The sequence below is a fragment of the Scytonema sp. PRP1 genome (assembly GCF_036697665.2).
In the GTDB taxonomy this organism is placed as follows: Bacteria; Cyanobacteriota; Cyanobacteriia; order Cyanobacteriales; family Nostocaceae; genus Kalymmatonema; species Kalymmatonema gypsitolerans.
Genome location: NZ_JBAHYJ020000044.1, coordinates 41,387 through 66,991, shown reverse-complemented (window position 1 = coordinate 66,991; position 25,605 = coordinate 41,387). Strand labels below are relative to the sequence as shown.

The window sequence follows — 25,605 nt, the reverse complement described above, 5'->3', positions numbered from 1 at the left end:
GTCCTTTGTGCTAATGACTAATGACTAATGACTAATCCAGCACAGTATCCATCGGTAAAAACTCTTTGAGTGCTTCTGCTTCGCCTGCTTTCACCACTGGGATAGATAGCGGTATTTCCCGACCTGGGGTAAGCAAGTGTACAAGTTGATTCAGACAAAGCAAGTTACCGCACAATAAAACTTGGTCGCGGACTTGCAAGTCGAAGCTAGGATCAGGAAAGCGGATAAACTTGCTATCTCGCCGTATTGCCTGCACCATGACCCCATATTGGTTGCGGATGTCCAAATCTGCAAGAGTTTTCCCAACAACTGGACTGTCGGCTGAGATAGTTACCCATTGACAAGCGCTATTTTCACCGGGAACAGCAGCTTGACCTTTAGCGAATTCATCCAAAGCCGCCAATTCATCATCAGAACCAACAACCAAAAGGCGATCGCCCTCTTCCAAAGTAGTCTCAGCCGGAGGATAATCTATTTCTTCACCTCCTTCGCGACGAATTGCCATCAAACTCGCCCCTGTTAAGTAGCGCATATCCGCTTCCTCTATGGTCATACCGACGAGAGGTGAACCAGCTGGTAAAGGATACCAACGCTTGTTAAGGTCTTGAGTTGCTTGTTGCAAATCACGGGAAACCTCAGACGCTGATTGTTCTGGTCGCAAATCCAAATAATGACGATTGCGGATTTCCTGCATTTCTCGCTGCACCACAGCAGTATTGAAACCCAAGTCAGTTAATATGTAAGCCACCATTTCCAAACTCGCTTCAAACTCTGGTTGCACAACTTCCCGCGCCCCAAGTTGATAAAGCGCCTCAATACTTTTATCATTGGTAGCGCGAACAACGACATCCAAATTAGGAGACAATTCCAAAGCGCGTTTCAGGCAAAGACGTGTACTCATGGGGTCAGGAAGTGCGATCGCCATTCCCCGTGCGGTGTTGACTCCAGCGGTTTCTAAAACGTGAAAACTCACGCAATTACCATAGACATATGGAATCTCAGCTTCCCGCAACTGCTGAATTCGACTTTCTGCCTGATCAATCACCACCACTGGCAAATCGTGCTGCTGTAGCAACTTCACCAAATTTCGTCCCACTCGTCCATAACCGCAAACAACCACATGGTTTTTCGTCGGTAGTTCGTCAGCAACCGCCAACGGCTGACCTTCCCCGCTTAAATAGGGCTTCAGCCAAGGTATTGATTCTACCCAGTCAAATAAAATCGGAACCAAACGCAGCACAAAAGGGGTTAGCACCAATGTTACTGCTGTCGTTCCCAAAATCAGTGAATACACTCGTCGAGAAACCAGTCCCAGCGCCTGTCCTTCACTGGCAAGAACAAAGGAAAATTCCCCAATTTGAGCTAGTCCCAACCCAGCGATTAACGCTGTTTTCAAGGGGTACCGAAACAATTTCACCAGTGGCGTAATAATCAAAAATTTACCAACAAACACCAGTGTCACCAGTCCTAGAATTAATTCCAGGTTGTTCCACAAAAACACTGGGTCAATCAACATCCCAATAGAGGCAAAAAATAAACTGGCAAAAATATCTCGTAGTGGCTCCACATATGTTAAGGTTTGGTCGGCGTATTCCACCTCTGAAATCATCAAACCAGCGACAAACGCCCCCATTTCAATAGAAAGCCCCATATACTCTGTCAGTAAGGCAATACCTAAACACAGCGCCACCACGCCTAATAAAAATAATTCTCGGCTTTCAGTACGGGCTAGCAGTCGCAACAAAGGAGGTATCAGCCAAATGCCTGTGGCAACTGCACCACCAGCAAATAAACTAATCCGCAACAGCGCCAACAGCACTGCTATGACTAGTGATTCTGCTGGTTGGTGAAGCGCTGGCAGAACCGCGATCATCAGTCCCAGCGCTAAATCCTGCACAACCAAAATTCCCAGCATCACCTGTCCGTGGGGCGTTTCTGTTTCATTACGCTCCATCAAACACTTGAGGACAACTGCTGTGGAAGACAAAGACAAAATTCCTCCTAAAAATACTCCTTTAGCAGGAAGATATGCCCAAGCTCCTGTGACTCCACACACCAAAACTGTAGTCAGAATCGTTAGGGCAATTTGTAGTCCTCCTCCCCCAAGAGCGATCGCCTGGACTTTTTTAAGTTCTGTAAAGGAAAACTCAACTCCCAAGGCAAATAATAAAAAGGCGACTCCGAACTGAGCCAAAGTTTCTACTTGAATCAATTCTTTAATCAGTCCTAGTCCGGCTGGTCCTACGACCATCCCACCAATGAGATACCCCAGTAAAACTGGTTGTCGCAAAAGCGCCGCCAGAAGTCCACCACAGGCAGCTACCGCGAAAACTGAAACTAAATCAACTATTAGCCTAAAATCTTCCTGCACAAGCTTATAAAAGTACTATTAAAACGTATTAACATTCAGCATACAAAGTTTTTCATTAGTGTGGGAAGTCAGTTGGTTACAGTTGTCAACGTTATTAGTATGGGGTGGGCTAAACTTAAGGAGTACCAAAAAATAAATTATCCATAATGTACGGTGGATCTAGGGTGGGTTAGGCGCACGACAGTTGAGGTTTTACATGATAACTAAAGTACGCCGTAACCCAGCGTTGTTTCGGTGCATCACTACAAATTGGAGAGTTTTGTAATTGGAAGTCCCTTAGAATCAGTGGTTTCAAGGTATCACAATTGTGGCTTCGGTAAATTTGAGTCATCCGCTTATGGCTACCACATCCGTAAAATTAACATGATATTTTGGTAGCATATGATTTCAATACTGTTTCAACTACAGCAAATTTAGGAAACTCAAACTATACTTTAGTCTGTCTTTCAAAAGAAGAAGATTTTAAGTAGCTCCTGTATGACGATCAAATATTACGCTAGTAGTTTTGGGAAAAAGTTACTGGATTTAAGCGTGACAGCTTTCAAAACCAACGTACGTGCAACCACTGTCGTACTTGGGATATTTGCCCTACCCTTTACATTGGCAGCACCCGCAAAAGCGTTAGAAGTACAAGTCAATCCAGCAACTCCCCAACTTGGCGATACCATATCAGTTGTAGTCAGTCTAGATAATCCAGCTAATGGTAGCAATGTCACAGTTACTAATGGTTCGGAGACTTACCCAGCATATGAAATAGCACCACGACAGTACCGGGCTTTGATCCCAACAACGCCTTTGGAAAAAGCTGGAACCAGAACTCTTACGATTGCAGGCGAAGGTCAAGTGCAGAACTTGTCAGTACAAGTACGAAATCGCAAATTCCCCGTACAGCGCATTAATCTACCCCCAGGAAAAGCTGGGGTACAAGCGACAGAGTATGAACTCAAGCGTGCAACAGAGTTTAAGGCGGTAAAAACACCAGAAAAATTTTGGGATGGTCCTTTTATCGCACCGAATAAAGGACGTGTCAGTACAATTTATGGTGTACGTAGGTACTATAATGGAAAATTCGCAGATGATTACTATCATCGCGGTATTGACTATGCTGGTGGTGCGGGTTCGCCTGTTGTTGCTCCAGCAGCTGGACGGGTTGCTTTGGTAGGCAAGGTATCGCAAGGATTTCGGGTTCACGGTAATGTTGTTGGCATTGACCACGGGCAAGGAGTGGCAAGTATTTTTATGCACCTCAGCCGCATTAATGTTAAAGAAGGTGATTTTGTCAAACCCGGTGAATTAATTGGCGCAGTCGGTTCAACAGGCGCATCCACAGGTCCGCATTTACACTGGGGGCTTTATGTCAATGGCAAATCTGTTGACCCGGTACCCTGGCGAAATCAAGGAGTAAAATAATAACTTTTTGCGTATTATGCGTATTATTGGCTCATGACTGGGCAAAATAAATAGGATTGATTGGTACCGTACCCACCTTGCTTGGATAGCTGAAAGATAATGAGCGTTATGAGTATTGAAAAAATCGTGGATCAGGCTCTCCAGGATGGTTATCTTACACCAGCAATGGAAGCAGAAGTCGGGCGAATCTGTGATAGCGCTAGTGAACTCTCAATAGAGGAGTACAAAGCGTTGGATCGGCTGATGGTGTCGCTGTTGAGTGGGGATGTGGTGGCGGTACCACGCAAACAATTTATCAACGTTATGGAAGAGTTGGTACTGACAGAAGCAATATCTCGTGTAGCAGAAATTGAAGCGACTAGCGAAAGTTCTCTGGATGTTGGAGATATTGCCGCTTACGCCCTCAACCGCCTACCACCTCTATATGCTACTACAGAAGAAGGTGCCAACTACCAGCGCCAACGCGCAAGGGCAGAACTTGAGAAATTGATTGCCCAGCAAGTTGGCGAGGCGATCGCCCGTAACCTACACCGACCAAATGATGATAGAACGCCTGTCGGAACTAAAAACACTGGCAATGAAATTCTGCGCCAAGTCAGTACCTTACTCCAAGCATACGCACCCCATTTTGAGCAAAAATCAGAGTATTGAGCAGTCATTAGTCATTAGTCATTAGTCATTAGTCATTAGTTTACAAACCAAGCATTGTTTTCTAAGTGTTGAGTGTTGAGTATTGAGTGTTGACTCCTGACTCCTGACTATTGACGTACTTCCACTGGTGTCCCCAAACTCACCTGCTTGTAAAGCAGGCGGACATCAGGATTACGCATCCGTAAGCAACCGTGGGATATTGCACTCCCTATGACTTCATCATCTGGTGTGCCATGAAAGCCAATTTGATTGCGTCCATCTGACCAAAAACCAATCCATCGGTCTCCTAAAGGACTATCAGGACCCGACGCAAATATTTTGCCAGTAATCGGGTGACGCCAGGTAGGATTGAGTTGCCTATACATAACTTGGAAAGAACCAGTGGGCGTTTCCCAACCTTTCTTACCCACAGCAATTGGGTAGCTTGCTATAACGAGATCCCCACGTTGAACGTAAACACGGCGATCGCTCAAATCAACTATCAATTGATTCTTTCCAGATGCCACGCTTTGAGATAATTTCTGTTGAGCAGATCCTTGACCCGAGAGCAAACTTGATATATGATACGCAATTGCATTGTGCCTTTTTTCCTGCGTCACTTGCCCCGGTTTTTCTGCTGCCCAAGCTTGCCCAGATAAAACGTTTCCACCTGCTGTTCCTAACTGGGTATGAGGGATCATAGTCTTCATGCGCCAATGGACAGCCAGAGATAGGATTGCTGTACCAAAACAGAGCAACATCACTACACGCGTTAATGAGTCGTTTCTTACTATCGCCATCGTCTCTCTCCAGCAGACCCAGATCTTCCATTTAGCTATCAGCTTACCCTAGCTTACTCTACCCTAAAGCAGAAAGCGGCTCTACTAATAGTGCAGAATCCAAATGACGCGTGAGGGCTATGGTGTAAGGAATGCTCTCATGCTTCGGTCACTAAAAATTCATAAATACTTATCAGTTCCCTCATGAATTTGTCAATAGTCGCAGGCAAACTAGGGCTATGGAGATTGCGCTACTGCAATGACGATGAAAAAGTCTAGGTGAGAAACCTTGAAAAGCAAGGAACTCTTCACTAAATGTAGCAATCAATCATTATTGGTGTGGGGGAGAGAAAAACCATGTTGGAAAAACTATTACTAGCGATTACGATTACTTTTTCCTTAAATCTGTTTTTGCAAGTTCAGGTCAGCGAGCAAACAAATACAAATAACAAAATTTACCCACAAGAAGCTGAAACAGCACCAAACCTCGTAGTAACGTTGCCACGGGAATAAAGTTTTATGAAGCAGTAGTGGGGAGCCAATGCCTGCTTGTATCTTTGTCCTTATTGCGTAGCTTAAATATGTCAAGGGTAGATGGTCAGTTCTTAATATTGCACAAGTATAAGTAACATTGCCGTGTCCCGATTACGTAATGACTCAAGGGTGAAGGAGGCAAGTTTCTATGCAAAAAACTCACCGAAGGAGTTGTTTGTGCCGCCGGGTATCTACCACTCGTTAGTATACCCTAGTGTTCCAGTCATAAATCCGTCACTCAATAAAGGAACTTCCTGCTCATTAGCAGGTCTAATAGATAGGGATGATTTACAGCCAGTACGATCTATGAGTCAATCGATTACTGTATCCTGGTCAACGGTTGATACGAGACTTCCAGAAGTTTCGGTGCAAGTTGACAAAATCTCAAACCACGACCTAATTTTGCGTTGTCAAGCAGGACTACGCCCTGATCGTGTGGCATTTGCCGAATTATTGCGCCGTTATCAATCCCAGGTTGATAGAGTTCTATACCATCTGGCTCCTGATTGGCCTGACAGAGCTGATTTGGCTCAAGAGGTTTGGATTCGCGTGTATCGGAATATTAACCGATTACAAGAACCCGCCAAATTTCGGGGTTGGTTAAGCCGCATCGCTACCAACTTATTTTACGATGAGTTGCGCAAGCGCAAGCGGGTTGTTAGTCCCTTGTCACTGGATGCTCCCCGTGCGGTAGACGATGGCGAAATGGATTGGGAAATTGCTGGAGATACTCCCGGACCTGAGGAAGAACTGACCACTAGAGAGTTTTACGAGCAATTGCGGGAGGCGATCGCTGATTTGCCAGAGGTGTTCCGTACTACAATTGTTCTTAGAGAAATCGAGGGATTGGCATATGAAGAAATTGCTGAAATCACTGGTGTTTCTTTGGGAACAGTCAAGTCGAGAATAGCCAGAGCAAGAGCGAGATTGCAATCTCAGTTGCAAACTTATCTAGATTCCTAATGAACAGTTTCCGTCCTTTGGTCAATGGCAGATATGATAATTCATTAAGAATATTAAAGAAATTACAGAGTGCTTCTGCCAACAGGAGAAGAATTGATTAAGTTCTCATGCTTGTCCGCTGTGTTTACCCGTGTAGGAATTGGTAATAATGTTAAGATGACTACTGATTCTCAGTTTGATGACCGTTCCCAATTGCAAGATCATAAAGATTTGCCAGATGGTTCGGCAAAGCATACCAATGAATCAACGGGTGCTGCTATGGATATGGTGAAGCGCGATCGCTTCGAGTTATTGAGTGCTTACCTCGATGGTGAGGTGACGGCTGCTGAACGCAAGCAAGTTGAACAATGGCTTGCAGACGATCCCACAGTTCAGCGTTTGTATGCCCGACTGTTAAAGCTACGGCAAGGTCTACGGACTCTTCCAGTACCGGAACCACAACAGTCATTAGAAGAAACAGTTGAGCAGGTGATGGCGCGTTTGCGCCGTCGTTCTAGGCTAGTATGGTTCGGTGGAGGCGCTGCTGTTGCTGCTTGCGTCATTGGTGCATTGTCTGGTTTACTAGGCGGCGAATCAAGGCTGCCTCAAATGGCTCAAAACCAACCAATACAACAGGCACAATCAGCAATGCCCACTCCTACGGTTGTCAGTTCACCGCTCATGGTTGCCATAAATAACCCGGTGATCCCAATTCCGAAAACAGCAAAAGCCTCTGGTGAAAATCCAGTGAATCAGGTGGAACCTCAATCGCATGATGTCGAGCACGACCTAAATATTGAATACGATATAAACTAAACTTATGAATTATGAATTATTTTTTAAAAATTTCATAATTCATAATCTATACCTCATAAATTTCAGAGCCACTCCACCAACCATTAGGTAGGTGGACGCCTCCTAATTGAAGCGCTAGCTCTTGTGTCATTATGTAAACCCAAGCCCAGCCAAGCGAATTGCCTTGTGGGTTATACGTCTCAATTTGTTTTCTATTGTAAAGATTTTCTGACGCGGCTCGGGCGGGGTGGTAATCTTCCAACTCGTCGAGAGCCTTCAAAACATCTAAATTCGTTAACGAAAGTAAGTAGCCGTGGATGGTGCTATTTCCTGGTGTCATCGCCGGATAGCCCATTGGTAAGGCAAACAATTTTCCTTGTGCGATCGCTTTAGTGGCATTGAGCACCTTACCAGCACAATATCTTTGATAATTTGCTTCACCTGGTTTAAGCGTGCCATAGACAAAGACTTTTAGCACCAAGAATCCTCAATACTAATATCCTACTTTTTGATTTTAGAAAATAGGGTTCGTAGCAGTAACTCTAGAGTATGCCACAATAGCGAAACAGAAGCGACCACTAGATTCAGTTAGGAGTTCTCATTGTGGAGTCCCGATACAACCCAGCAGCGATTGAGGAAAAATGGCAAAAAACATGGACTGAACAAGGCTTAGATAAAACTGTTACAGATAGCAGTAAGCCAAAATACTACGCTCTGTCCATGTTCCCTTATCCTTCGGGCAGCCTGCACATGGGTCACGTCCGTAATTATACGATTACTGATGTGATTGCCCGCCTCAAACGGATGCAAGGATATCGGGTACTACATCCAATGGGTTGGGATGCGTTTGGCTTACCTGCAGAAAACGCCGCAATTGACCGAGGGGTTCCGCCATCGAAGTGGACTTATGAAAATATCGCCCAGATGCGCCAGCAATTAAAGCGTCTTGGCTTTTCTATCGACTGGGATTGCGAAGTTGCCACGTGTTCCCCAGACTATTACAAGTGGACGCAGTGGATTTTCTTGCAGTTTTTTAAAGCGGGGTTAGCTTACCAAAAAGAAGCTGCTGTGAACTGGGACCCTGTTGACCAAACTGTCGTGGCAAATGAGCAAGTTGATAGCGAAGGACGTTCTTGGCGCAGTGGTGCTAAAGTTGAACGTAAACTCCTGCGGCAGTGGTTTTTGAAGATTACCGACTATGCCGAAGAATTATTGAATGACCTCGACAAGTTACCAGGTTGGCCTGAACGCGTCAAGTTGATGCAGGCAAACTGGATTGGTAAGTCAACAGGGGCTTACTTGGAATTCCCCGTTGTCGGGATGGAAGAAAAAATCGGCGTGTACACCACTCGCCCAGATACTGTTTATGGCGTCAGCTATGTTGTGTTAGCGCCAGAACATCCCTTGACAAAGCGCGTCACCACACCAGAACGGGAAGCGGCGGTAGAAGCTTTTATTCAAGAAGTTTCCAATCAAAGCGAGTTGGAACGCACTGCGGAAGATAAACCGAAGCGTGGTATTCCGACTGGCGGTAAGGCAATTAACCCGTTTACTGGAGAAGAAATTCCCATCTGGATTGCTGATTACGTGCTGTATGAATACGGTACGGGTGCAGTGATGGGTGTTCCGGCACATGATGCACGCGATTTCAAGTTTGCGAAGGAACAGAATTTGCCTATCAAAGTGGTGATTGTGCCACCAGATACAGATAATGTACAGACGGGGGATGCCACGTCTCTGCAACAGGCATACACAGAACCGGGATTTGTGATTAATTCCGGTCAATTCGATGGAATGGCTTCAACAGATGCCAAGCAAGCGATAGTGGAATACGCTGAAAAACAAGGTTTTGGCAAAGTGCGGGTGCAATATCGTCTGCGGGATTGGTTGATTTCGCGGCAGAGGTACTGGGGCGCGCCCATTCCAGTGATTCGCTGCCCTAACTGTGGTGTGGTGCCAGTTCCAGACGAAGATTTGCCTGTGCAGTTGCCAGAAAATGTGGAATTTACAGGGCGTGGCGGTTCACCCTTGGCTAAGTTGGAAAACTGGGTGAATGTTCCTTGCCCAACTTGCGGCACTGGGGCAAAGCGTGAAACCGATACGATGGATACTTTTATTGATTCCTCGTGGTATTTCTTGCGGTTTACTGATGCTAAGAATGAGCAACAAGTTTTTGACCCTGCAAAGACAAATGACTGGATGGCGGTGGATCAGTACGTGGGCGGGATTGAACACGCGATTTTGCACTTGTTGTATTCGCGGTTCTTTACTAAGGTACTGCGAGACAGAGGTTTGTTGAATTTTGACGAACCTTTCCAACGCCTGTTGACTCAAGGCATGGTGCAGGGTTTAACGTATATGAATCCCAACAAATCTGGAAAAGATAAATGGATTCCTTCCTATCTCGTCACCAATCCAGATGATCCTCGCGATCCGCAGACAGGTGAAGTGTTGCAACGCCTTTACGCTACCATGTCTAAGTCTAAGGGGAACGGTGTTGCACCGGAAGATGTCATTAAGAAATACGGTGTAGACACTGCCCGGATGTTCATCCTGTTCAAAGCGCCGCCAGAAAAAGACCTCGAATGGGATGAGGCTGACGTGGAAGGGCAATTCCGCTTCTTAAACCGCGTTTGGCGATTGGTGACAGATTTTACTAACCAGCCAAGAGTAGCCCACAATCAGCAAGGACAACTGAGTAAAGCGCAAAAAGACTTGCGGCGGGCAATTCACATTGCTATCAAAGAAGTCACGGAAGACGTGGAAGGCGAATATCAATTCAACACGGCTGTGTCAGAATTGATGAAGTTGAGTAACGCTTTGGCTGAAGCTAGCTGCAAAGATTCAGCGATTTATGTAGAAGGGATTGAGACTTTGATAGTGTTGCTGGCACCTTTGGCACCGCATATTGCTGAAGAATTGTGGCATCAATTGGGTAACAGCGAATCAGTCCACAAACAAGCTTGGCCCAAGTATGATGAATCTGCCTTGGTTGCTGATGAAATCACTTTGGTAATTCAAGTCAACGGCAAAAAGCGTGCAGATCTCCAAGTTCCGGCACAAGCAGATAAAGCAGAGTTGGAAAAGTATGCCCGTGAGTCAGAAGTTGTTCAGCGTTACCTTGAGGGTAAGGAAATTAAAAAGGTGATTGTGGTGCCGGGGAAGTTAGTCAATTTTGTGGTTGGTTAGAACCTTGTAAACACTGACTTATGAGTTCCAAACACTCGCCCATGAGTTCCAAACACTCGCGGGCGAGTTGTAAATACTCGTTCATGAGTTTCAAACACTCGCGGGCGAGTTGTAAATACTCGTTCATGAGTTCCAAACACTCGCGGGCGAGTTGTAAATACTCGTTCATGAGTTCCAAATACTCGCGGACGAGTTTTTAAGACTCGTGGACGACAAAAAACACCTCGTTATCATTGGTAACAACTTAAGCCTGTATGGCAATATGCCCCTACGTTCCGGCATAAATGCAGTAGAAAGCTCATTATATGAGTACTAACCCATACTCATTGCAGTTGAATATTATAGTTAGCTCTCTGCGTTATAATCCCCTGTGGCTTGGGAACACTACATGATAGGTAGCCACTAGAGAGCAATTACCGTGACCAAGAGTAATAAGGTTAAGGTCAAAGTTGTTGATGTTGGTCGCTCTGGTCGTCCAGAGTATACTTACTTTGATCGCCAAGAACTTAGCAGGTTGAGATCAACAGTTGTTCAAGTTCTTACATGGAATCTCATGCCAACTGCGAATGATCTTGTTGAAAAGGTTTTAGAGGCTTCTCTAGCCTGTCACTATTGGCGGCAAGATCTCGACTTCGAGCAGGCAGTTGAGCATCGCCTGTTTTGATTAATTTATATAAAAATTAACTCTCACTCATCAGCGCAGCCAGCAAAATCCTGAGTACCACTTCCAATTCTTCAGTCACTCGGTAGAGATTAATCGCTTGTTCTATACTTTGTGTCTGTCGGTATAATATACCAAATTGCCAAACATTACCTGTCGTTACTGCTCCCAATATTTCTGCTTGAGTCGAATCAGTCCATCTATCAAGGGCTATCATTTCAGTCGCCAGTTGTGTAAATCCCTTGTTGATATCTGCGTGCTTGGCTTCAATTACAATTAAATTAGTCTTTGTTCGCAGGTATAGCCGTAGCCGTATGAGTTAGGACGCTGCTTGCTTGAGAACGCTCTCTATTGCATCACGTAAATTATCGGATTTGGGTAACAACTTACGAACCCTAGTTTTCAGCCATGCCCAACACTTTTCAATCCGATTGAGGTCAGGGGAGTAGGGCGGGAGGTAGACTAGCTGACAAGAAAGCGGCTTCAATTAATGAAGCAATCCGACCACCATGATGAAATGTCGCATTATCGACAATTACCCATTCACCCGGACGCAAGACCGGAATCAAACACGTTTCTAGCCATGTCTCAAACACGGTTCGGTTACACGCCCCTTCGACGGTAAATGGTGCAATCAATTGCCCCTCTCGATACAAGCGCAATCATATTAATGCGACCTTGCCGCCGACCTGATTTGAGGTCGTAGAAGCGTTCTCCAATAGGAGAGTAACCGTAGCCATAGCTATCGCGTTCATCCATACCAGACTCATCAACATAGACTAAGTGAGACCCTTTCGGGTTATCCAGTTGCGCTAAGAACGCTGCCCTTTTAGCTTCATCTCGTTGACTATACCCATATGTTTTTTTTTACGTGTATGCCCTATCTTTTGTAAAGCCCTGGAAATCGTGCGTTGGCTAATCTCCCCGTCCCATAGTTCTGCCATTTCGCTTTGGGTTTTATCCCCATGCTCTTTAACAAAGGTCTGAAACTTCTCCCAATCGTTGATTTTGCCCTTCTGCTGCGATGCTTTCCTTGGTTTGGGTTTGACATCACCCGTTTGGGCTTTGCGTTGGCACCACAAGTTAATCGTGTTGCGACTGATATTGAATAGTTGGCTTGCCTCACACTTCTTGACACCGTCCAACTCAATCGCTTGCATCACTTTTTGCCGGAAATCCTCACTGTAAGCTTTAGCCATTGAAAAGGGGTAGACGCTCTCGCAACTCTTTTAGTTTACGTCCTAATCTTGTTGGCTATAGCTATAATAATCCAAATTCCCTGGAAGTCTATCGTCAACTTTAATACTGTATTCTATTCGTAATTTAGCGCGGGAATAGTGGATTAAATCAGCGATAATCGGCGCAATTAGCATTTCCCGGCGTGTCGCTTCGTTCTCTAAATCCACATACGGTAACACTTCTTCAATCCGCTGTTTTAAATCGACAAGTCGGTCTAATGTACCTGAATCTTGAGGCAAATCGAGAAATTTACGCTCGAACGAATAGCCAAATTCAGCTACTAAATCGTCAACCGGAAACCCTAACTCAAAGTAATTGCTAAAACTATACGAGCGATTTGCATCTAGCAATGATTGGCGGCTCATTTGACTGCTCACTTCTGGGCTGAAATGCTTTCAGATAAACTGAAGGTGAGGTGGTCTTCTCAATCAGGATTCTTTTTAGCATGCTAGTCATGAAGCTCCCACCTAACCCCATATTCAGTTTATTTCAAACTTTCTAGAGCTATGTTAAAGCTGCTAGTTGGTGTTAGCTTGCTTAACCCTGCTCCTGTTTTTGCTCGTTAGATGGAGTTGATTCTGTCTTTTCTGGTTGCTTCTCACCCGTTTGTTGTTCTTGCAGTTGGTTGAGATGAATGTTATTCACTTGAATAATAAAGTATTCTAATGCCTGGCTTGCCTTTTGTTGCTGTTGGGTTTCGTCAGACACATCGTAGCAACGATAAGGCGGAGTAACTCCCAATATAAATTTCTCTTGTTCAGCCTCTAATAATTCAACGGCTGTGTTAGCAGCAACCGAATTCTTCTGAAAAGGAAAAGAGGTAACTATACTGGCGATTATAGAAGCAATAGCTGGGCAAAGTACAGGGAGCCACTTGAGCCAGGCTTGTCCTGCTTCTAATTTGTCTACCAAAACTAATATTGGCGTGACTCCTGATAAAATAACTGTCGCAATTTGCAAACTATAATAAAGGTTTCTCGATACACTCCGAATTCTTTTATAATCATCAATTAAGTCTTGGCAGTACTGTAAAGCCTTTCCTCTTGCCAAAGTCAGTGTATTTTTACTCCAGGAATTATGATTAGTTAATAGATAACTATACAGCTCAGCTTTTTGGGTGAGATCAGATTCCTTAACAGACTTCTTAGAGTCTTCAAACACTTGTCTATTAATGAGCAACAAAAAAAACAAAATAGTTAGAGATACTGCTCCTGCTATGACAATTTTCTTATCATCTGGATAAAATATCACAATTATACCAGAAGAGAAAAAAGCAGCAAGTAATAAATACTCAATTACCTTCAAGGTAAACAAATTTTTCTGCTTTGAGGGAGAGGAGAAGCTTTCAACAGTCTCGAAAACTTCCCTTTGGTTTTTCTGGTCAATCTTAGTCAATTCAGAAGTAGCCATTTGCTTTTACTCAATTCGGTACGGGTCAAATGTAGCACACAAATTATGCTGAACACACTCGCCTCTACTTCGTTAGTCATTAATTAGGGAAATAATCAATCATTACAATACAATTATTTACTTAATATGGCAACACATTTTTTATCATTTTTTTTATCATTAGTCATTAGTCATCAATTAGTTATGTATGGTGATCCAATTTATATATTCAATGGCTTGTGATGATTAATTTTGATTATATATTGAGACGCGATAGTCTTTTTTTTGTAATCCTTTTTTATAACTAAAGACAATTTTACAACCAAGAAGCAAAATTAAGATGCGATCGCCCTGGTTCAGTACCCAATATACAAAAAAAATTAGTAGGAGACAGTTAAGACAGTTAAGACAGTTAAGACAATTAAGACAGTTAAGACAGTTAAGACAATTAAGACAGTTAAGACAATTAAGACAGTTAAGACAGTTAAGACAGTTAAGACAATTAAGATCAAAACACGCAGATACTAGCTTAGCTCTAGATGAGACAATTCAAAGCCAAACGAAGACGGGCTATTTTGCTGACCAATGAAGCGTTACAGCGGTTGCAAGCAGCAATTTTGGCTATGGAGATGGCATAGAACAATGACGATCGCTTCACATTACCCAAGCAATAAAACCATTCCCCCTTAACCAAACTTAGTGCCATTTGGTGAAAGGGAAAAGGGAGAAAACACGCTCTCATGATTTCCTTTACCCTTTACCCATTCCCCCTTAACCAAACTTAGTGCCATTCGTTTATAAGTACTGGGTGCGGAATCTGGATCAGTCCTCAAACAGGCGATCGCCTTTATGCAATCGATGTGCAATTTGATATGTTTGGACTTGCGATCGCATTGTGGGTGAGTGTGCTGCTAAATACCTAGTCACAGCAACTAATACATGAATACCAGCAGGAGTTTGACCCAAAAAAGAATACTGACGGAAAGCCGCTTCGACTTCTTGAATGACATGAAATTCCCGATTTTCTCGTAGCATTAATTTACCAAGCATTGCTAGCAGTTTCTGCGAGTTGCCGCCACCATAAAGATATTGAGCAACTAACTGCCCTGCTTCATTCACCTGCTGTTGACGATTCAACAACTCTGGTAGTTGTTGAAGCAATTCCTCGGGATTTTCAACTGGTTGTTTTGGTTCTGGAAGTCGGGCGGGCGGCACATTCAAAAAGCGGTTGAGGTACACACTCATTGCAGCATCAAATACACCCCGAAGTAACTCTAATGACGGCACCCGGCGCAACCCTTGATGAACTGCATTTTTAATTCTTTGTTTTTCATGCGTACCCAATGACAAACAGTTGTAAAATTTTATCCTGGATAGAAAAACAGTGCGGTATATCTAGAACATGAAAAAATTTTTGGTGTCAGGTGCGTTACTACTCTTGCTCCCTTTAACAGCTTGTTCTTCCAGCACAACTGGAACTTCTGGTACAGGTGCAAAAGAAGTAAAACCTTTGGTCACAGGGGCAATTCCCGATCAAGATCCGGAGAAGTTGCAGCGACAGTACACCAAACTAGCCTCTTATTTACAAAAAGAACTGAATGTTCCTGTAGAATATAAACCCGTCACAGATTATACAGCAGCAGTCACAGCATTTAAAGTCGGAGATTTAGATTTAGTTTGGTTTGGGGGATTAACTGGCGTTCAAGCAAGGTTGCAAGTCCCAGGTGCAGAGGCGATCGCCCAACGTGACGTAGACGAAAAATTCCACAGCGTTTTCATCGCCAACAAAAAAACGAATCTCAAAGCATTCAAAGACACCGCCGACCTCAAACAACTCAAAGGGCGTACCTTCACCTTTGGTAGCGAGTCTTCCACATCTGGACGTTTAATGCCACAATACTTTCTCCAACAAGCAGGTGTAAACTTAACAGATTTTAAAGGACAAGCTGGCTTTTCTGGCGACCATGATAAAACCATCAAACTTGTAGAAGCAGGAACCTATGAAGTCGGTGCTTTAAACGAAAAAGTTTGGCAAAAGCGCGTCAACGCTAAAGAAGTAGACTTAAATAAAGTAGAAGTTCTCTGGCGCACCCCTGCATACTACGATTATCACTGGGTCATGAACCCCCAACTCAAACAGCGCTACGGCGAAGATTTCGGCAAAAGAGTGCAAAATGCATTGTTCAAATTAGATCCCAAAGTCCCAGAACAAAAAGAAATTCTCGACCTCTTACAAGCAGAAAAATTCATTCCCACGAAGAACGAAAACTACACTCAAATCGAAAAAATTGGTCGAGAAATAGGCAAGATTAAGTAGTTACCACACTGTAAATAACAGATGGAAACGACGTTTAAATTTGCGGAGAATTCAGATACTGAACTTCTTATTCAGTTTATCCAAGAGTTTTACAAGTATGATGATCATCCATTTGATGAAGCAAGTATTCGCGCTGCCTTAGCAAAAATTTTAGAGGATAACTCTCTAGGGCGAGTGTGGCTAATCCAACAGGATAACCAAGCAATTGGATATATTGTCCTAACGTTTGGCTATAGTTTGGAATATCGAGGACGCGATGCGTTCATTGATGAATTTTATATCCGAGAAACTCATCGAGGACAAGGAGTGGGCGTGAAAACCATACAGTTTATAGAAAGTGTATGTCCTTCTTTAGAGATTAAAGCACTGCATCTAGAAGTTGAACGGGAAAATACAATTGCACAAAGCTTTTATCGAAAGGTTGGTTTTGCAGACCAAAATCGCTACTTAATGACAAAATGGATAGCAACCTGATCCCGCCGACGACTCCGTATAAATTTCTCTGCTCCCTCTGCGTCCTCTGCGGTTCCATTATGCATTTTCTGAGCAAAGCAGCAGGGGTGGTTCATATATAGCGGATTTCAACAGCGTGAGGTACAAACTTAGAACAGCTCCTATCTTGTGGGGTGGGCGTCCTCGCCCGCCCGAATGTACCTCATTGAATTGCAAATCGCTATAAGTTTCTCAAACATTCATATAGCCGCCATCAATTACAAGATCAGCCGCTGTCATGTAGGACGATTCATCACTAGCAAGAAATAGAGCAGCATTGGCAATTTCTTCCGGTTGCCCTAAACGCGCCAGTGGTGAAGTCTGCATGACATAGTTAGCAAAACCATCAACTGCTTCCTGTGGAAGGTTAAGCTTCTCTTGAAAAGAAGTCCTCACTAGCCCTGGACTTAGGGCATTCACCCGAATTTTGCGTGGTGCCAGTTCAGCTGCTAAGGAACGAGCAAATGACCGTACAGCAGCCTTGGTGGCAAAATAGACACTACCTGTTGATGCACCTTTCTCATTCACAGCTGAAGCATTTACAATCACACTTGCACCTTCTTTCAACAACCCAGCTAACTTTTGCACTGTGAAGAACACACCCTTCACATTGATGTCAAACTGGTTATCGTATAGTGCCTCATCAACTTGCTCCAGAGGGGAAAAGTAGCCAATACCAGCGTTAGCAAACAAAATATCTAGATCACCAAATTCTTCCTTTACACGCACAGCTAACGCCTCCAAATCAGCAAGCGATCGCACATCGACAAGCACTGGAATAACTTGCTGATCCCATTCCTTTGCCGCCGCAGCCAGCCGTTCTTCATTTTGTCCAGTAATTATCACACGACATCCCTCTGCTACAAACCGCCGCGCTGTTGCTAAACCTATACCTGTTGTGCCACCAGTAATCAAAGCCCTTTTGCCTGCTAGTTTTGCCACGATTCCATCTCCTTTCTAATTGGTTTATTTGACTGAACGGTCAAAAATTGAAGAAAAAAAATTGCTTGATTTTACTTCAGCACTGACAATGCTACTTTGAGAATGTCATCAATAGATGAACAACTGAGACTCGCTTTACCTCTGACATTGATGCCTAAAACAACATGGTAGAGAAAACAAGCTAGTTCTCTAGGATTGGTAGAAGCAGATAATTCACCAGCTACCACCGCTTTTTTTAAAGCTCGCTCAAAGGCTTGCTCCAATCGCCTGACAACTATCCCAACAGCTTCTTCTACAGCTTTGTCATGAGGGGCTAACTCCATAATGGTATTCGCTACTAAACATCCTCGATATTCAGGACGAGCAGCATTCTCAGCCAATGTCTTGAGCAAATTGCGGATGTTTTCTAAAGGTTCACCAGGAGCATCCAACTGTTGTTCAAGACTCCTCACTACAGTATCGCTATAGTATCTAATAGCCTCCAAAAATAGAGCGTGTTTACTACCAAAGGTATTGTACAAGCTCTGGCGTTGGATACCCATATGGTTAAGCAGGTCATTCAGCCCAGTCGCGTTATAGCCTTTAAACCAAAAAAGGTTCATTGCTTTCTCTAAGGCTTCTTCCCTGTCAAACTCTAACTTTCTTCCAACCATGTCATCACACTATATCAAAACTTGACCATTCAGTCAAGTTTTCGGCGCAAAATTTTTTTGTTACTGACTGCCACGCTTTTTGTGTTACCCGTGCTATGGTGCGATCGCTCTGTTGTTCAATCAGGCATTTTCGTAACAGTAGATTGAAAAGCGAAATACTTGGAAAAGTGACTTCTACAAAGCTGCTGATAAGAGCCGTTATGAGAAGTTTTTAGCCTGCAATGCTTCTAATAATGTGCTCTTAGGACTGGCTTAACAGTGCATGCATCGACTTCTGTTCTGCTACTAAGGAAGCGTTTTAAATGCTGCCTTAGTAGCAGAAGTCTCTGTAATGTCAAAACAGATACTTCTTAAGCATTACGGCTTAACGACGTTTATTGTTTTTGTGCTACGAAAACGCCCATTATTACTATGAACTCACCTACACCAATTTTTGAACTCAAAAACGTCACCAAACAATTTGGAACCTTCCAATCTCTAACTGACATCAACTTGCAAATTTATCCAGGTGAACGAGTTGCCCTTGTTGGTTCCAGTGGTGCAGGAAAAAGTACCTTAATTAGCTTACTCAACGGTACACTGCAACCCACACAAGGGAGAAGTTCTGGGTTATCGGTCGCAACCTTGCATATTTACGTCCCAAGTCTCTACTACAAATACAGCGGCAAATTGGTACAATTTACCGGCGATTTCATCTAGTGGACAACCTGCGAGTCATTCACAATGTCAACGCTGGACATTTGGGATGCTGGTCATTTTTTAAAGCTGCTGCTTCACTCATTTATCCCCTAGAGGTGGAAACAGCTGCAAAAGCATTAGCGCAGGTAGGAATTCCGGAAAAACTCTCAACATGCAGCCCGCCTTTCTGGTGGACAGCGACAACGGGTGGCGATCGCCCGTGTTCTCGTGCAAGATCCCGCTGCTATCCTTGCTGATGAACCTATCTCTAGCCTCGATCCAGAACGCAGCCGCGAGGTGATGAATTTGTTATGTTTTTTAAGTGACAATACGGGGAAAACACTAGTTATTAGTCTGCACGCAATTGAATATGCCCGCAGTCACTTTCAGCGCCTTGTTGGTTTGCAACAGGGACGAGTTTTGTTTGATGCACCTGTTGAGAAGGTGTCAGCGGGAATGGTGGAAAAATTGTATAGAATTTAACTGTATAAGCACAGAGGACGCGGAGGAGGAGATGGGGAGAAGAAGGACACGGGGACACAAAGACGCGGGAACACGGAAAATAACTAATGACTAATGACTAATGACTAATTCAATATTGCCTAAACGACCTTCACCTGTGAACTGGCAGACTTTTTGGGGATTGCTGTTTATTTTGTCGGTGGTTTGGTCGTTGTCTGTGGCTGGTGTGTTTGAGCAAGATTTGATAAATCAGGGAGGTTGGAATCTTGTTGTCCGCTTTCTTGTTGCTGCACTTTCACCGGATTTAAGTCCAGAATTTTTGCTGCTGACTCTGGATGCAACGCTGAAAACTCTTGCTTATGCTGTTTGTGGCACGTTTTTCTGTGTGATTATTGGGTTGGCGGGTGGTGTTTTATCCACACAGGTGTGGTGGAAGTCAGTTTCATTCAGAGGTTCTCAAGCACCTTGGCTGATAGTACGGGCAATTTTAGCAATCCCTAGAGGAATTCACGAACTGATTTGGGGATTGTTTTTCGTGAATATTTTTGGACTTGATCCACTGGTGGCGGTGCTAGCGATCGCCATTCCTTTTGGTGCTATCACCGCTAAGGTATTTTCTGAAATTTTAGACGAAACTCCCCGTGGTCCTTTACTTGCACTACTCAATAGTGGTGTTCCGACCCTAAGTGCTTTTGCTTACACCCTGATTCCTCAAGCTTTCCCCAATCTACTTTCTTACAGCTTTTATCGGCTTGAATGTTCAATTCGTTCTGCTGCTGTCCTGGGTATCATTGGTGCTGGTGGATTAGGTTATCAAATTTTCCTTAGTCTCCAGTCACTGCGTTATGAGCAAATGTGGACTTTGATGTTTGCGTTGCTGTTGTTGAGTGGTGGAACAGATTTTTTGAGTGGGTTATTGCGTCAGCGCTTAGGTGTCCCTAGTCGTTTGGATTTGAATGTTCTGAATTTAAACCAGCAAAAGTTACTTCGAGAGCGCGATCCAGTGGTAACTTTTTCAGTACTGGGTGCTGTTGCTTTATTAATATTCTCGTTCTGGTACGTCAAAGCCGATTTTACAAAACTCTGGGCACCACGAAGCGCCCAACTGTTGGCGTCCGTGTTTCACGACTTGTTCCCTCCGGATGTAAGCCAGTTGAATCAGATGTTGACCCTTTCGGCGCAGACTTTAGCTATGTCAATTTTGGCAAGCACAGGCGCGGGTTTAGGAGGAATTTTGCTTTCTTTCGTAGCAGCAAGGGAGGTGGGGAAGATGGGGAGATCGGGAGATGGGGGGACAAGGGGATTAATGAAATCTGCCTTTACTCGGTTTCTTCTGCTGTTTGCCCGTGCTGTTCCAGAACCAATTTGGGCGTTGATCTTTCTGTTTGTATTGTTTCCGGGGATTTTGCCAGGTGCGATCGCCCTTGCTATCCACAATTTAGGTATTTTAGGGCGTTTGATGGCAGAGGTGATAGAAAATTTGGATGAGCGACCTTTGCGTTCCTTGAAAGCTTTGGGCGCAACTCAATCTCAAGTCTTCCTCTATGGTATTCTTCCTCTGACTCTTCCGCGCTTCCTCGCTTACATCCTCTACCGCTGGGAAGTCTGCATTCGCGCTACAGTCATTGTCGGGTTGGTGGGTGCTGGTGGTTTGGGGCGTCTCCTCACAGAGCAACTAAGTAGCTTTGATTACAAAGGTTTGCTGGCAACCTTAATCGTTTTTCTTAGTCTTACCTTTGTGGTAGACATAATTAGCGCTTCAGTACGGCGGTCTTTGAGGTGATATATATAAATATTATTACGTATTATCACGCTTAACCCCACTCCGCACGCGAGGTGGGGTTAAGCGTGATCGTTGATTTAACTAGCAGTCAGGTAAGCTTCTAATGCTTCGGAACCACCGATGAGTTTGCCATCAACAAACACTTGGGGAACAGTTGATGCACCAGTGACAGCTTTTAACGTGCGAGGTGTCACACCTTTACCCAAAACAATTTCTTCGTAATCAATGCCACGTTCTGTCAGCATTTCTTTAGCATGGGCACAGAAGGGACAACCAACTTTTGTAAACAGGGAAACTAAGTTAGGTTTCACTGCTTCAGGGTTGATGTATTGAAGCATTGTCTCTGCATCAGATACTTTAAAGGGATCGCCTGGTTCTTCTGGCTCAATGAACATCTTGTCAATCACGCCATCTTTCACCAACATCGAATAGCGCCAAGAGCGTTTGCCAAACCCTAGGTCTGTTTTATCCACAAGCATTCCCATGCCTTCTGTGAATTCAGCATTACCATCGGGTATAAAAGTTATATTTTGTGCTTCTTGGTCTTTCGCCCATTCATTCATCACAAAAGTATCATTAACGGAGATACAGACGATATCGTCCACGCCATTGTCTTTAAAAACTTTTGCCAACTGGTTATAGCCAGGAACATGAGTTGATGAGCAAGTGGGAGTAAACGCACCTGGCAGGGAAAAAACTATTACGGTTTTACCTGCGAATAAATCATCGGTTGTTACATTTACCCACTTATTATCCTGACGCAAGCGAAAGGTAACATTGGGAACTCTTTGTCCTTCTCGATTAGACAACATTGGGTTTGCCTCCTTGGTGAATCTCCTGATTAATCATACTCATAACGAATATGACTTTTCAATAGCAAATTTACTACGTCATTCTAATGCAACATACGCGCGATTGCCCTGCATAGCACAGGCATTGCCAATCGCACAAAGTACATGCCCCAAGGGAGCGATTGCCCAGCCGTAGCACTGCGCAGAGCGCGATGGCACGGAGTGCCCGCATAATAGCGATCGCGCCAAACATCAAGTTTCTTGAGTACGCTTTCGTACTGATCTTAATGCGGGTTGGAGTTATCTTGAAAGAATATGAAAAATAAATTCCATTTGTCTTTGGACACAAAGGCAGGCGAATCTTGTCTGCTCCATTTAGCAACAATCTTTACATTAAAACAAGGTATTTGCTAGTAGCTATGTATAATCATTCTTTGCCGCTCAACGGTCTGCGAGTGCTCGTTGTTGATAGTGACCTTGATTCTAGAGTTTTGTTGACAATGGTGTTTGAAGAGTATGGTGTCGAGACGATCGCCGCAACATCGGCTTTTGAAGCTCTAGAAATCGTCAAACAAGTTAAACCAGACCTCCTGATCAGCGAAATTAGCTTGCCCAATGAAGATGGCTACTCGCTAATGCGGAAGGTGAAAGCCCTTGAGAACGCGCGACAAGTTGAGATCCCAGCGATGGCTCTGACGACATACGACGGGGAGGACGATCGCGCCCACGCTCTATCGGTCGGCTTTGAGAAGCACTTACCTAAACCTTTCGACATTGACGAGTTAATCATAACAGTTGCTTGCCTAACTAAACAAGTTCAATGGGAGCTTACAGTATGAATGCCACTGCCTTTACTCAACAAATGAAAGCGATGTCTGATCGCTTAGTGAACCTGTATCAAGGAATCGACATATCCTCTTCACTACCGCCATCGGCTCTTTCTGAACTCGGCATTGCCTCTGAGCGACTTGAGGTAGCGGCAAAGATGCTGTACCAGCAGAATCAGAAGTTATCATTGGCTGACCAAACTGTGGAAGCTGAGCGCCAGCGCTACCAGGAGTTGTTGGAGTTTATCCCCGATGCTTGTCTGTTGACAGATGCAGCAGGAAGGATTCAGGAAGCGAATCAGGCGGCTGCCAAGTTGCTTAACCGCCAGCAATCCTTCTTAATTGGTCGGTCTCTAACCGCTTTGCTCACTCATGAAACTCGGCAACACTTTCAGACTCAGTTGCAGCGGCTGCAGCAAAGACCTGGGAAACAGGAGTGGCAGGTCCGTTTGCAGCCTGCTCAAGGTGTAGCGTTTGATGTCAGTGTCCTCGTAGAGGTCAACCGCCAAGAAGCAAACCAACCGCTTACCCTGCGCTGGCTGTTGCGCCACGCGAGCGATTGCAACCAGGTCGAAGCACAAAAACAGCCTGACAGCAATACCGATTTGGGCTACCCTTTGCAGGTTTATCACAAGGGGGAAACAATTCCTTTAAACCCTGAGACGATTTGGCAGGTTCATTCAGGACTAGTGAAGCTAACAACGTTTTCTGATAGCGGTCAAGAGGTGTTGGTTGGGTTAGCAGGTGCAAAAGCCCCCTTTGGTTCTAGCTTGACTGCCCTGCCGCTCTATCAGGCAACTGCCCTCGCCGATACTCAGCTATGGTGCATTCCACTCACCGATTTCGCGACTTCTCCTGAACTCAAGCAGCAACTTTTACCTCAAATTAGCCAACGACTCAGACAAACCGAATTGCTACTAGCGGTTTACGGACAACCACGAGTCGCAGACCGCTTGCATAATTTATTACAGTTGTTAAAACAGGAAATTGGGCAGCCTGTAGCGGATGGCACTCGGCTTTTGGTTCGTCTCACGCATGAAGACCTTGCTACTGCTTGCTGCACAACGAGAGTCACCATCACCCGGTTGCTTAAAAAACTACAGCAGCAAAAGAAGCTGAGGGTAGACTCCAAGCATCACCTGATTTTAAACAATTTGTAGCAGACATTTCAGAAATTAGTATCGCTCAACACATTCTTTTGTTAAGAAAGCTGTTTTGCATTAGTTTTGTGGCATATCCATTTTGCTAGTTGATCACGTTATAAATAATTGACATGATTGAGAATCAATGGAGTTCTTGCACAAATACTCGAATGAGGTTGCGCGAATCGATTTTTGCGTAGCAAAAATCGATTCGCGCAAGAGGTCCATTCAGTTGTGTACTTATTCCTGACCTCTATATGGCTACTGAAAACCGCCTGCTTGCCGCCCTGCCCCGTGAGCTATATGAAAAGCTCGCCCCCAACCTGAAACGAGTCTCGCTGGAACTGGGCACGATACTTCATCATCCTGGCGAGACTATCGAGGATCTCTATTTCCCTATCGATTGCCTCCTCTCGATCACCGTCACGATGAGTGACGGCTCGACGGCTGAAGCGGGTATGGTCGGCAACCGTGAAGTGATCGGCGTCAATGCCTTCATGGGCGGAAGGGAGACTACGCAGACGGAGTACATCGTACAGATGGCGGGCAGCGCGATCAAGGTGGATGCAGGGATTCTGCTAGAGGAGTTTGATCGCAATAAGCAGCTGCGCGACGTGCTGCTACGCTACACACAAGCACTGATCGCGCAGATCTCGCAGACCACCGGCTGCAACAGCCTCCACGTTCTAGAACAACGCTTGGCACGCTGGCTGCTGGAGGCGCAAGACCGCGTTGACTCAGATGACCTTAAGCTTACCCAGGAGTTCCTCGGCCACATGCTAGGCGTGCGCCGCGCTGGCGTCACCCAAGCTGCCCAAAAGTTTCAGGAGAGCGGTCTCATCCGATACCAGCGAGGTCGCGTCCAGATCCTGGATCAGCGGAGGCTGGAAGCGACTTCGTGCGAGTGTTTCAGAGTTCTCAGAGAAGAATACGATCGCTTGCTCGGAGGAAAGGAGAGAGATGGCTGATGAGCTGGTTCTCACCTTCTATCGTGCGGCACAGAGTGAAGCACCAAGCTGAGGCTCCCCGTCTGATTACGTACAAATTAAGTTTCTTCAGGTTGTAAGATTTCCCTTCTCCTCAGTCTGCAACTAACAGTTCTAAAGAGGAGCAAACGGAGAACAAATGAGCGAGAAAAAAGATGCGCCACCGACAATCCTGATGATCGAACTGGATGACGATACGCGCCCGCTCCTGAAGCTAAACCTCAGTAACTGGGGCTACCGCGTGATTTCAGCGCTACAAGAAGAAGACGCGATCGCCTTGGCGCGTGGTGTGCGCGATTGCGCGGAGCGCAGTGCCAAAGGCAATCGCCCTAACTTAATTTTGCTCAACCAAGTCGATCTGCCGATAGACGAGGTCATTAACATGGGACGGCGCATACGTCACGGCGCGGAACTCAAGAGCAGCACGCCGATTGTCGTTATGGCTGAGCAGTACGGGGAGGATATGGAAGGCAAGGACGTTAAGGTGGGCGAAAGTGAGTACGTCACCTACCTGGAAGATGGGGAACAGTTGATGAATCTGCTACACCGTCTTTGCCCGGTCTAGAAGCAGTTTAATCAGCTTGCGTGGGTTC

General features: G+C 44.9%; 28 protein-coding genes and 1 pseudogene. 17 read left to right on the top strand and 12 right to left on the bottom strand.

All coding sequences use genetic code 11. The annotated features are described in order from the left end of the window. Window positions 1-31: 31 nt before the first annotated feature. Entirely contained in the window at window positions 32-2,371 is a 2,340-nt protein-coding gene (locus tag V5G28_RS08645) for a cation:proton antiporter (RefSeq protein WP_332995003.1), read from the bottom strand. A gap of 477 nt (window positions 2,372-2,848) precedes the next feature. Between V5G28_RS08645 and V5G28_RS08640 the strand changes: the two genes are divergently transcribed. Both V5G28_RS08640 and V5G28_RS08635 read left to right on the top strand, forming a co-directional pair. Continuing rightward, window positions 2,849-3,781 (top strand): M23 family metallopeptidase, encoded by a 933-nt coding sequence (locus tag V5G28_RS08640; RefSeq protein WP_332995002.1) that lies wholly within the window; start codon window positions 2,849-2,851, stop codon window positions 3,779-3,781. A gap of 108 nt (window positions 3,782-3,889) precedes the next feature. Further along, a complete protein-coding gene (locus V5G28_RS08635) occupies window positions 3,890-4,432 on the top strand; it encodes a late competence development ComFB family protein (RefSeq protein WP_096570873.1) in 543 nt (180 codons plus the stop codon). A gap of 107 nt (window positions 4,433-4,539) precedes the next feature. Here the strand turns inward: V5G28_RS08635 and V5G28_RS08630 are convergent, their stop codons facing one another. Beyond that, window positions 4,540-5,211, bottom strand: a complete 672-nt coding sequence (locus tag V5G28_RS08630) for a L,D-transpeptidase (protein WP_332994999.1) — start codon at window positions 5,209-5,211, stop codon at window positions 4,540-4,542. A 336-nt stretch (window positions 5,212-5,547) separates the two neighbouring features. Between V5G28_RS08630 and V5G28_RS08625 the strand changes: the two genes are divergently transcribed. From V5G28_RS08625 to V5G28_RS08615, 3 genes are all read left to right on the top strand, one after another. Further along, window positions 5,548-5,703, top strand: coding sequence for a hypothetical protein (locus V5G28_RS08625; protein WP_332994996.1), 156 nt, complete (start codon window positions 5,548-5,550; stop codon window positions 5,701-5,703). A gap of 327 nt (window positions 5,704-6,030) precedes the next feature. Continuing rightward, window positions 6,031-6,687: a sigma-70 family RNA polymerase sigma factor gene (locus V5G28_RS08620; protein WP_096563644.1), complete on the top strand. Its 657-nt coding sequence runs from the start codon at window positions 6,031-6,033 to the stop codon at window positions 6,685-6,687. Between the two features lie 156 nt (window positions 6,688-6,843). Further along, complete coding sequence (locus V5G28_RS08615; RefSeq protein WP_332994993.1) at window positions 6,844-7,482, top strand: anti-sigma factor family protein; 639 nt, start codon at window positions 6,844-6,846, stop codon at window positions 7,480-7,482. A 46-nt stretch (window positions 7,483-7,528) separates the two neighbouring features. On the opposite strand, the gene V5G28_RS08610 is transcribed toward V5G28_RS08615, so the two are convergent. Beyond that, window positions 7,529-7,939, bottom strand: a complete 411-nt coding sequence (locus tag V5G28_RS08610) for a gamma-glutamylcyclotransferase family protein (RefSeq protein ID WP_332994991.1) — start codon at window positions 7,937-7,939, stop codon at window positions 7,529-7,531. A gap of 125 nt (window positions 7,940-8,064) precedes the next feature. On the opposite strand from V5G28_RS08610, the gene leuS reads away from it, so the two are divergent. Next, window positions 8,065-10,650, top strand: a complete 2,586-nt coding sequence (gene leuS / locus V5G28_RS08605; RefSeq protein ID WP_332994989.1) for a leucine--tRNA ligase — start codon at window positions 8,065-8,067, stop codon at window positions 10,648-10,650. On the opposite strand, the gene V5G28_RS08600 is transcribed toward leuS, so the two are convergent. Further along, window positions 10,631-10,819: a hypothetical protein gene (locus V5G28_RS08600; RefSeq protein ID WP_332994987.1), complete on the bottom strand. Its 189-nt coding sequence runs from the start codon at window positions 10,817-10,819 to the stop codon at window positions 10,631-10,633. The genes leuS and V5G28_RS08600 overlap by 20 nt on opposite strands. Before the next feature lie 249 nt (window positions 10,820-11,068). Here V5G28_RS08600 and V5G28_RS08595 point away from each other — a divergent pair, with 249 nt between their 5' ends. After that, entirely contained in the window at window positions 11,069-11,314 is a 246-nt protein-coding gene (locus V5G28_RS08595) for a hypothetical protein (RefSeq protein WP_332994985.1), read from the top strand. A gap of 16 nt (window positions 11,315-11,330) precedes the next feature. Here the strand turns inward: V5G28_RS08595 and V5G28_RS08590 are convergent, their stop codons facing one another. The 5 genes and pseudogenes from V5G28_RS08590 to V5G28_RS08570 all read right to left on the bottom strand — a co-directional run bounded on the left by V5G28_RS08590 (window position 11,331) and on the right by V5G28_RS08570 (window position 15,289). After that, window positions 11,331-11,528 carry a hypothetical protein gene (locus V5G28_RS08590; protein WP_332994983.1) on the bottom strand — a complete coding sequence of 66 codons (198 nt, stop codon included), beginning with the start codon at window positions 11,526-11,528 and terminating at the stop codon, window positions 11,331-11,333. Between the two features lie 102 nt (window positions 11,529-11,630). Further along, a pseudogene (locus V5G28_RS08585) lies at window positions 11,631-12,510 on the bottom strand (IS630 family transposase). A 42-nt stretch (window positions 12,511-12,552) separates the two neighbouring features. Beyond that, window positions 12,553-12,915 (bottom strand): hypothetical protein, encoded by a 363-nt coding sequence (locus V5G28_RS08580; RefSeq protein WP_332994981.1) that lies wholly within the window; start codon window positions 12,913-12,915, stop codon window positions 12,553-12,555. A gap of 172 nt (window positions 12,916-13,087) precedes the next feature. Beyond that, a complete protein-coding gene (locus tag V5G28_RS08575; protein WP_332994979.1) occupies window positions 13,088-13,960 on the bottom strand; it encodes a DUF4231 domain-containing protein in 873 nt (290 codons plus the stop codon). Window positions 13,961-14,761: 801 nt separating this feature from the next. Next, window positions 14,762-15,289: a hypothetical protein gene (locus tag V5G28_RS08570; RefSeq protein ID WP_332994977.1), complete on the bottom strand. Its 528-nt coding sequence runs from the start codon at window positions 15,287-15,289 to the stop codon at window positions 14,762-14,764. A 52-nt stretch (window positions 15,290-15,341) separates the two neighbouring features. Between V5G28_RS08570 and V5G28_RS08565 the strand changes: the two genes are divergently transcribed. Both V5G28_RS08565 and V5G28_RS08560 read left to right on the top strand, forming a co-directional pair. Continuing rightward, window positions 15,342-16,256, top strand: a complete 915-nt coding sequence (locus V5G28_RS08565) for a putative selenate ABC transporter substrate-binding protein (RefSeq protein WP_332994975.1) — start codon at window positions 15,342-15,344, stop codon at window positions 16,254-16,256. A gap of 21 nt (window positions 16,257-16,277) precedes the next feature. Continuing rightward, on the top strand, window positions 16,278-16,730 hold the full coding sequence (locus tag V5G28_RS08560) for a GNAT family N-acetyltransferase (protein ID WP_332994973.1): 453 nt from the start codon (window positions 16,278-16,280) through the stop codon (window positions 16,728-16,730). Window positions 16,731-16,940: 210 nt separating this feature from the next. Here the strand turns inward: V5G28_RS08560 and V5G28_RS08555 are convergent, their stop codons facing one another. After that, entirely contained in the window at window positions 16,941-17,690 is a 750-nt protein-coding gene (locus V5G28_RS08555) for a glucose 1-dehydrogenase (protein WP_332994971.1), read from the bottom strand. A gap of 71 nt (window positions 17,691-17,761) precedes the next feature. Further along, a complete protein-coding gene (locus V5G28_RS08550) occupies window positions 17,762-18,343 on the bottom strand; it encodes a TetR/AcrR family transcriptional regulator (protein ID WP_096563656.1) in 582 nt (193 codons plus the stop codon). 411 nt (window positions 18,344-18,754) lie between these two features. Between V5G28_RS08550 and V5G28_RS08545 the strand changes: the two genes are divergently transcribed. The 4 genes from V5G28_RS08545 to V5G28_RS08530 all read left to right on the top strand — a co-directional run bounded on the left by V5G28_RS08545 (window position 18,755) and on the right by V5G28_RS08530 (window position 21,266). After that, complete coding sequence (locus V5G28_RS08545; RefSeq protein ID WP_332994966.1) at window positions 18,755-19,042, top strand: ATP-binding cassette domain-containing protein; 288 nt, start codon at window positions 18,755-18,757, stop codon at window positions 19,040-19,042. Continuing rightward, window positions 19,042-19,278, top strand: coding sequence for a hypothetical protein (locus tag V5G28_RS08540; RefSeq protein WP_332994963.1), 237 nt, complete (start codon window positions 19,042-19,044; stop codon window positions 19,276-19,278). Before V5G28_RS08545 ends, V5G28_RS08540 begins: the two co-directional genes overlap by 1 nt. Further along, the gene (locus V5G28_RS08535) at window positions 19,229-19,504 is read left to right on the top strand and encodes a hypothetical protein (protein ID WP_332994961.1); all 276 of its coding nucleotides are present in this window, start codon (window positions 19,229-19,231) and stop codon (window positions 19,502-19,504) included. Before V5G28_RS08540 ends, V5G28_RS08535 begins: the two co-directional genes overlap by 50 nt. Window positions 19,505-19,604: 100 nt before the next feature. Then, on the top strand, window positions 19,605-21,266 hold the full coding sequence (locus V5G28_RS08530; RefSeq protein WP_332994958.1) for a PhnE/PtxC family ABC transporter permease: 1,662 nt from the start codon (window positions 19,605-19,607) through the stop codon (window positions 21,264-21,266). A 77-nt stretch (window positions 21,267-21,343) separates the two neighbouring features. On the opposite strand, the gene V5G28_RS08525 is transcribed toward V5G28_RS08530, so the two are convergent. Continuing rightward, the gene (locus tag V5G28_RS08525) at window positions 21,344-22,078 is read right to left on the bottom strand and encodes a glutathione peroxidase (RefSeq protein WP_332994956.1); all 735 of its coding nucleotides are present in this window, start codon (window positions 22,076-22,078) and stop codon (window positions 21,344-21,346) included. A 398-nt stretch (window positions 22,079-22,476) separates the two neighbouring features. On the opposite strand from V5G28_RS08525, the gene V5G28_RS08520 reads away from it, so the two are divergent. The 4 genes from V5G28_RS08520 (at window position 22,477) to V5G28_RS08505 (ending at window position 25,577) form a co-directional block, all read left to right on the top strand. Next, window positions 22,477-22,896: a response regulator gene (locus tag V5G28_RS08520; RefSeq protein WP_332994954.1), complete on the top strand. Its 420-nt coding sequence runs from the start codon at window positions 22,477-22,479 to the stop codon at window positions 22,894-22,896. Further along, window positions 22,893-24,044 carry a PAS domain-containing protein gene (locus tag V5G28_RS08515; RefSeq protein ID WP_332994953.1) on the top strand — a complete coding sequence of 384 codons (1,152 nt, stop codon included), beginning with the start codon at window positions 22,893-22,895 and terminating at the stop codon, window positions 24,042-24,044. The genes V5G28_RS08520 and V5G28_RS08515 overlap by 4 nt, the downstream gene beginning before the upstream one ends. A 239-nt stretch (window positions 24,045-24,283) precedes the next feature. After that, entirely contained in the window at window positions 24,284-24,994 is a 711-nt protein-coding gene (locus V5G28_RS08510) for a Crp/Fnr family transcriptional regulator (RefSeq protein WP_332994951.1), read from the top strand. Between the two features lie 157 nt (window positions 24,995-25,151). Beyond that, window positions 25,152-25,577: a hypothetical protein gene (locus V5G28_RS08505; protein ID WP_332994950.1), complete on the top strand. Its 426-nt coding sequence runs from the start codon at window positions 25,152-25,154 to the stop codon at window positions 25,575-25,577. Window positions 25,578-25,605: the final 28 nt, after the last annotated feature.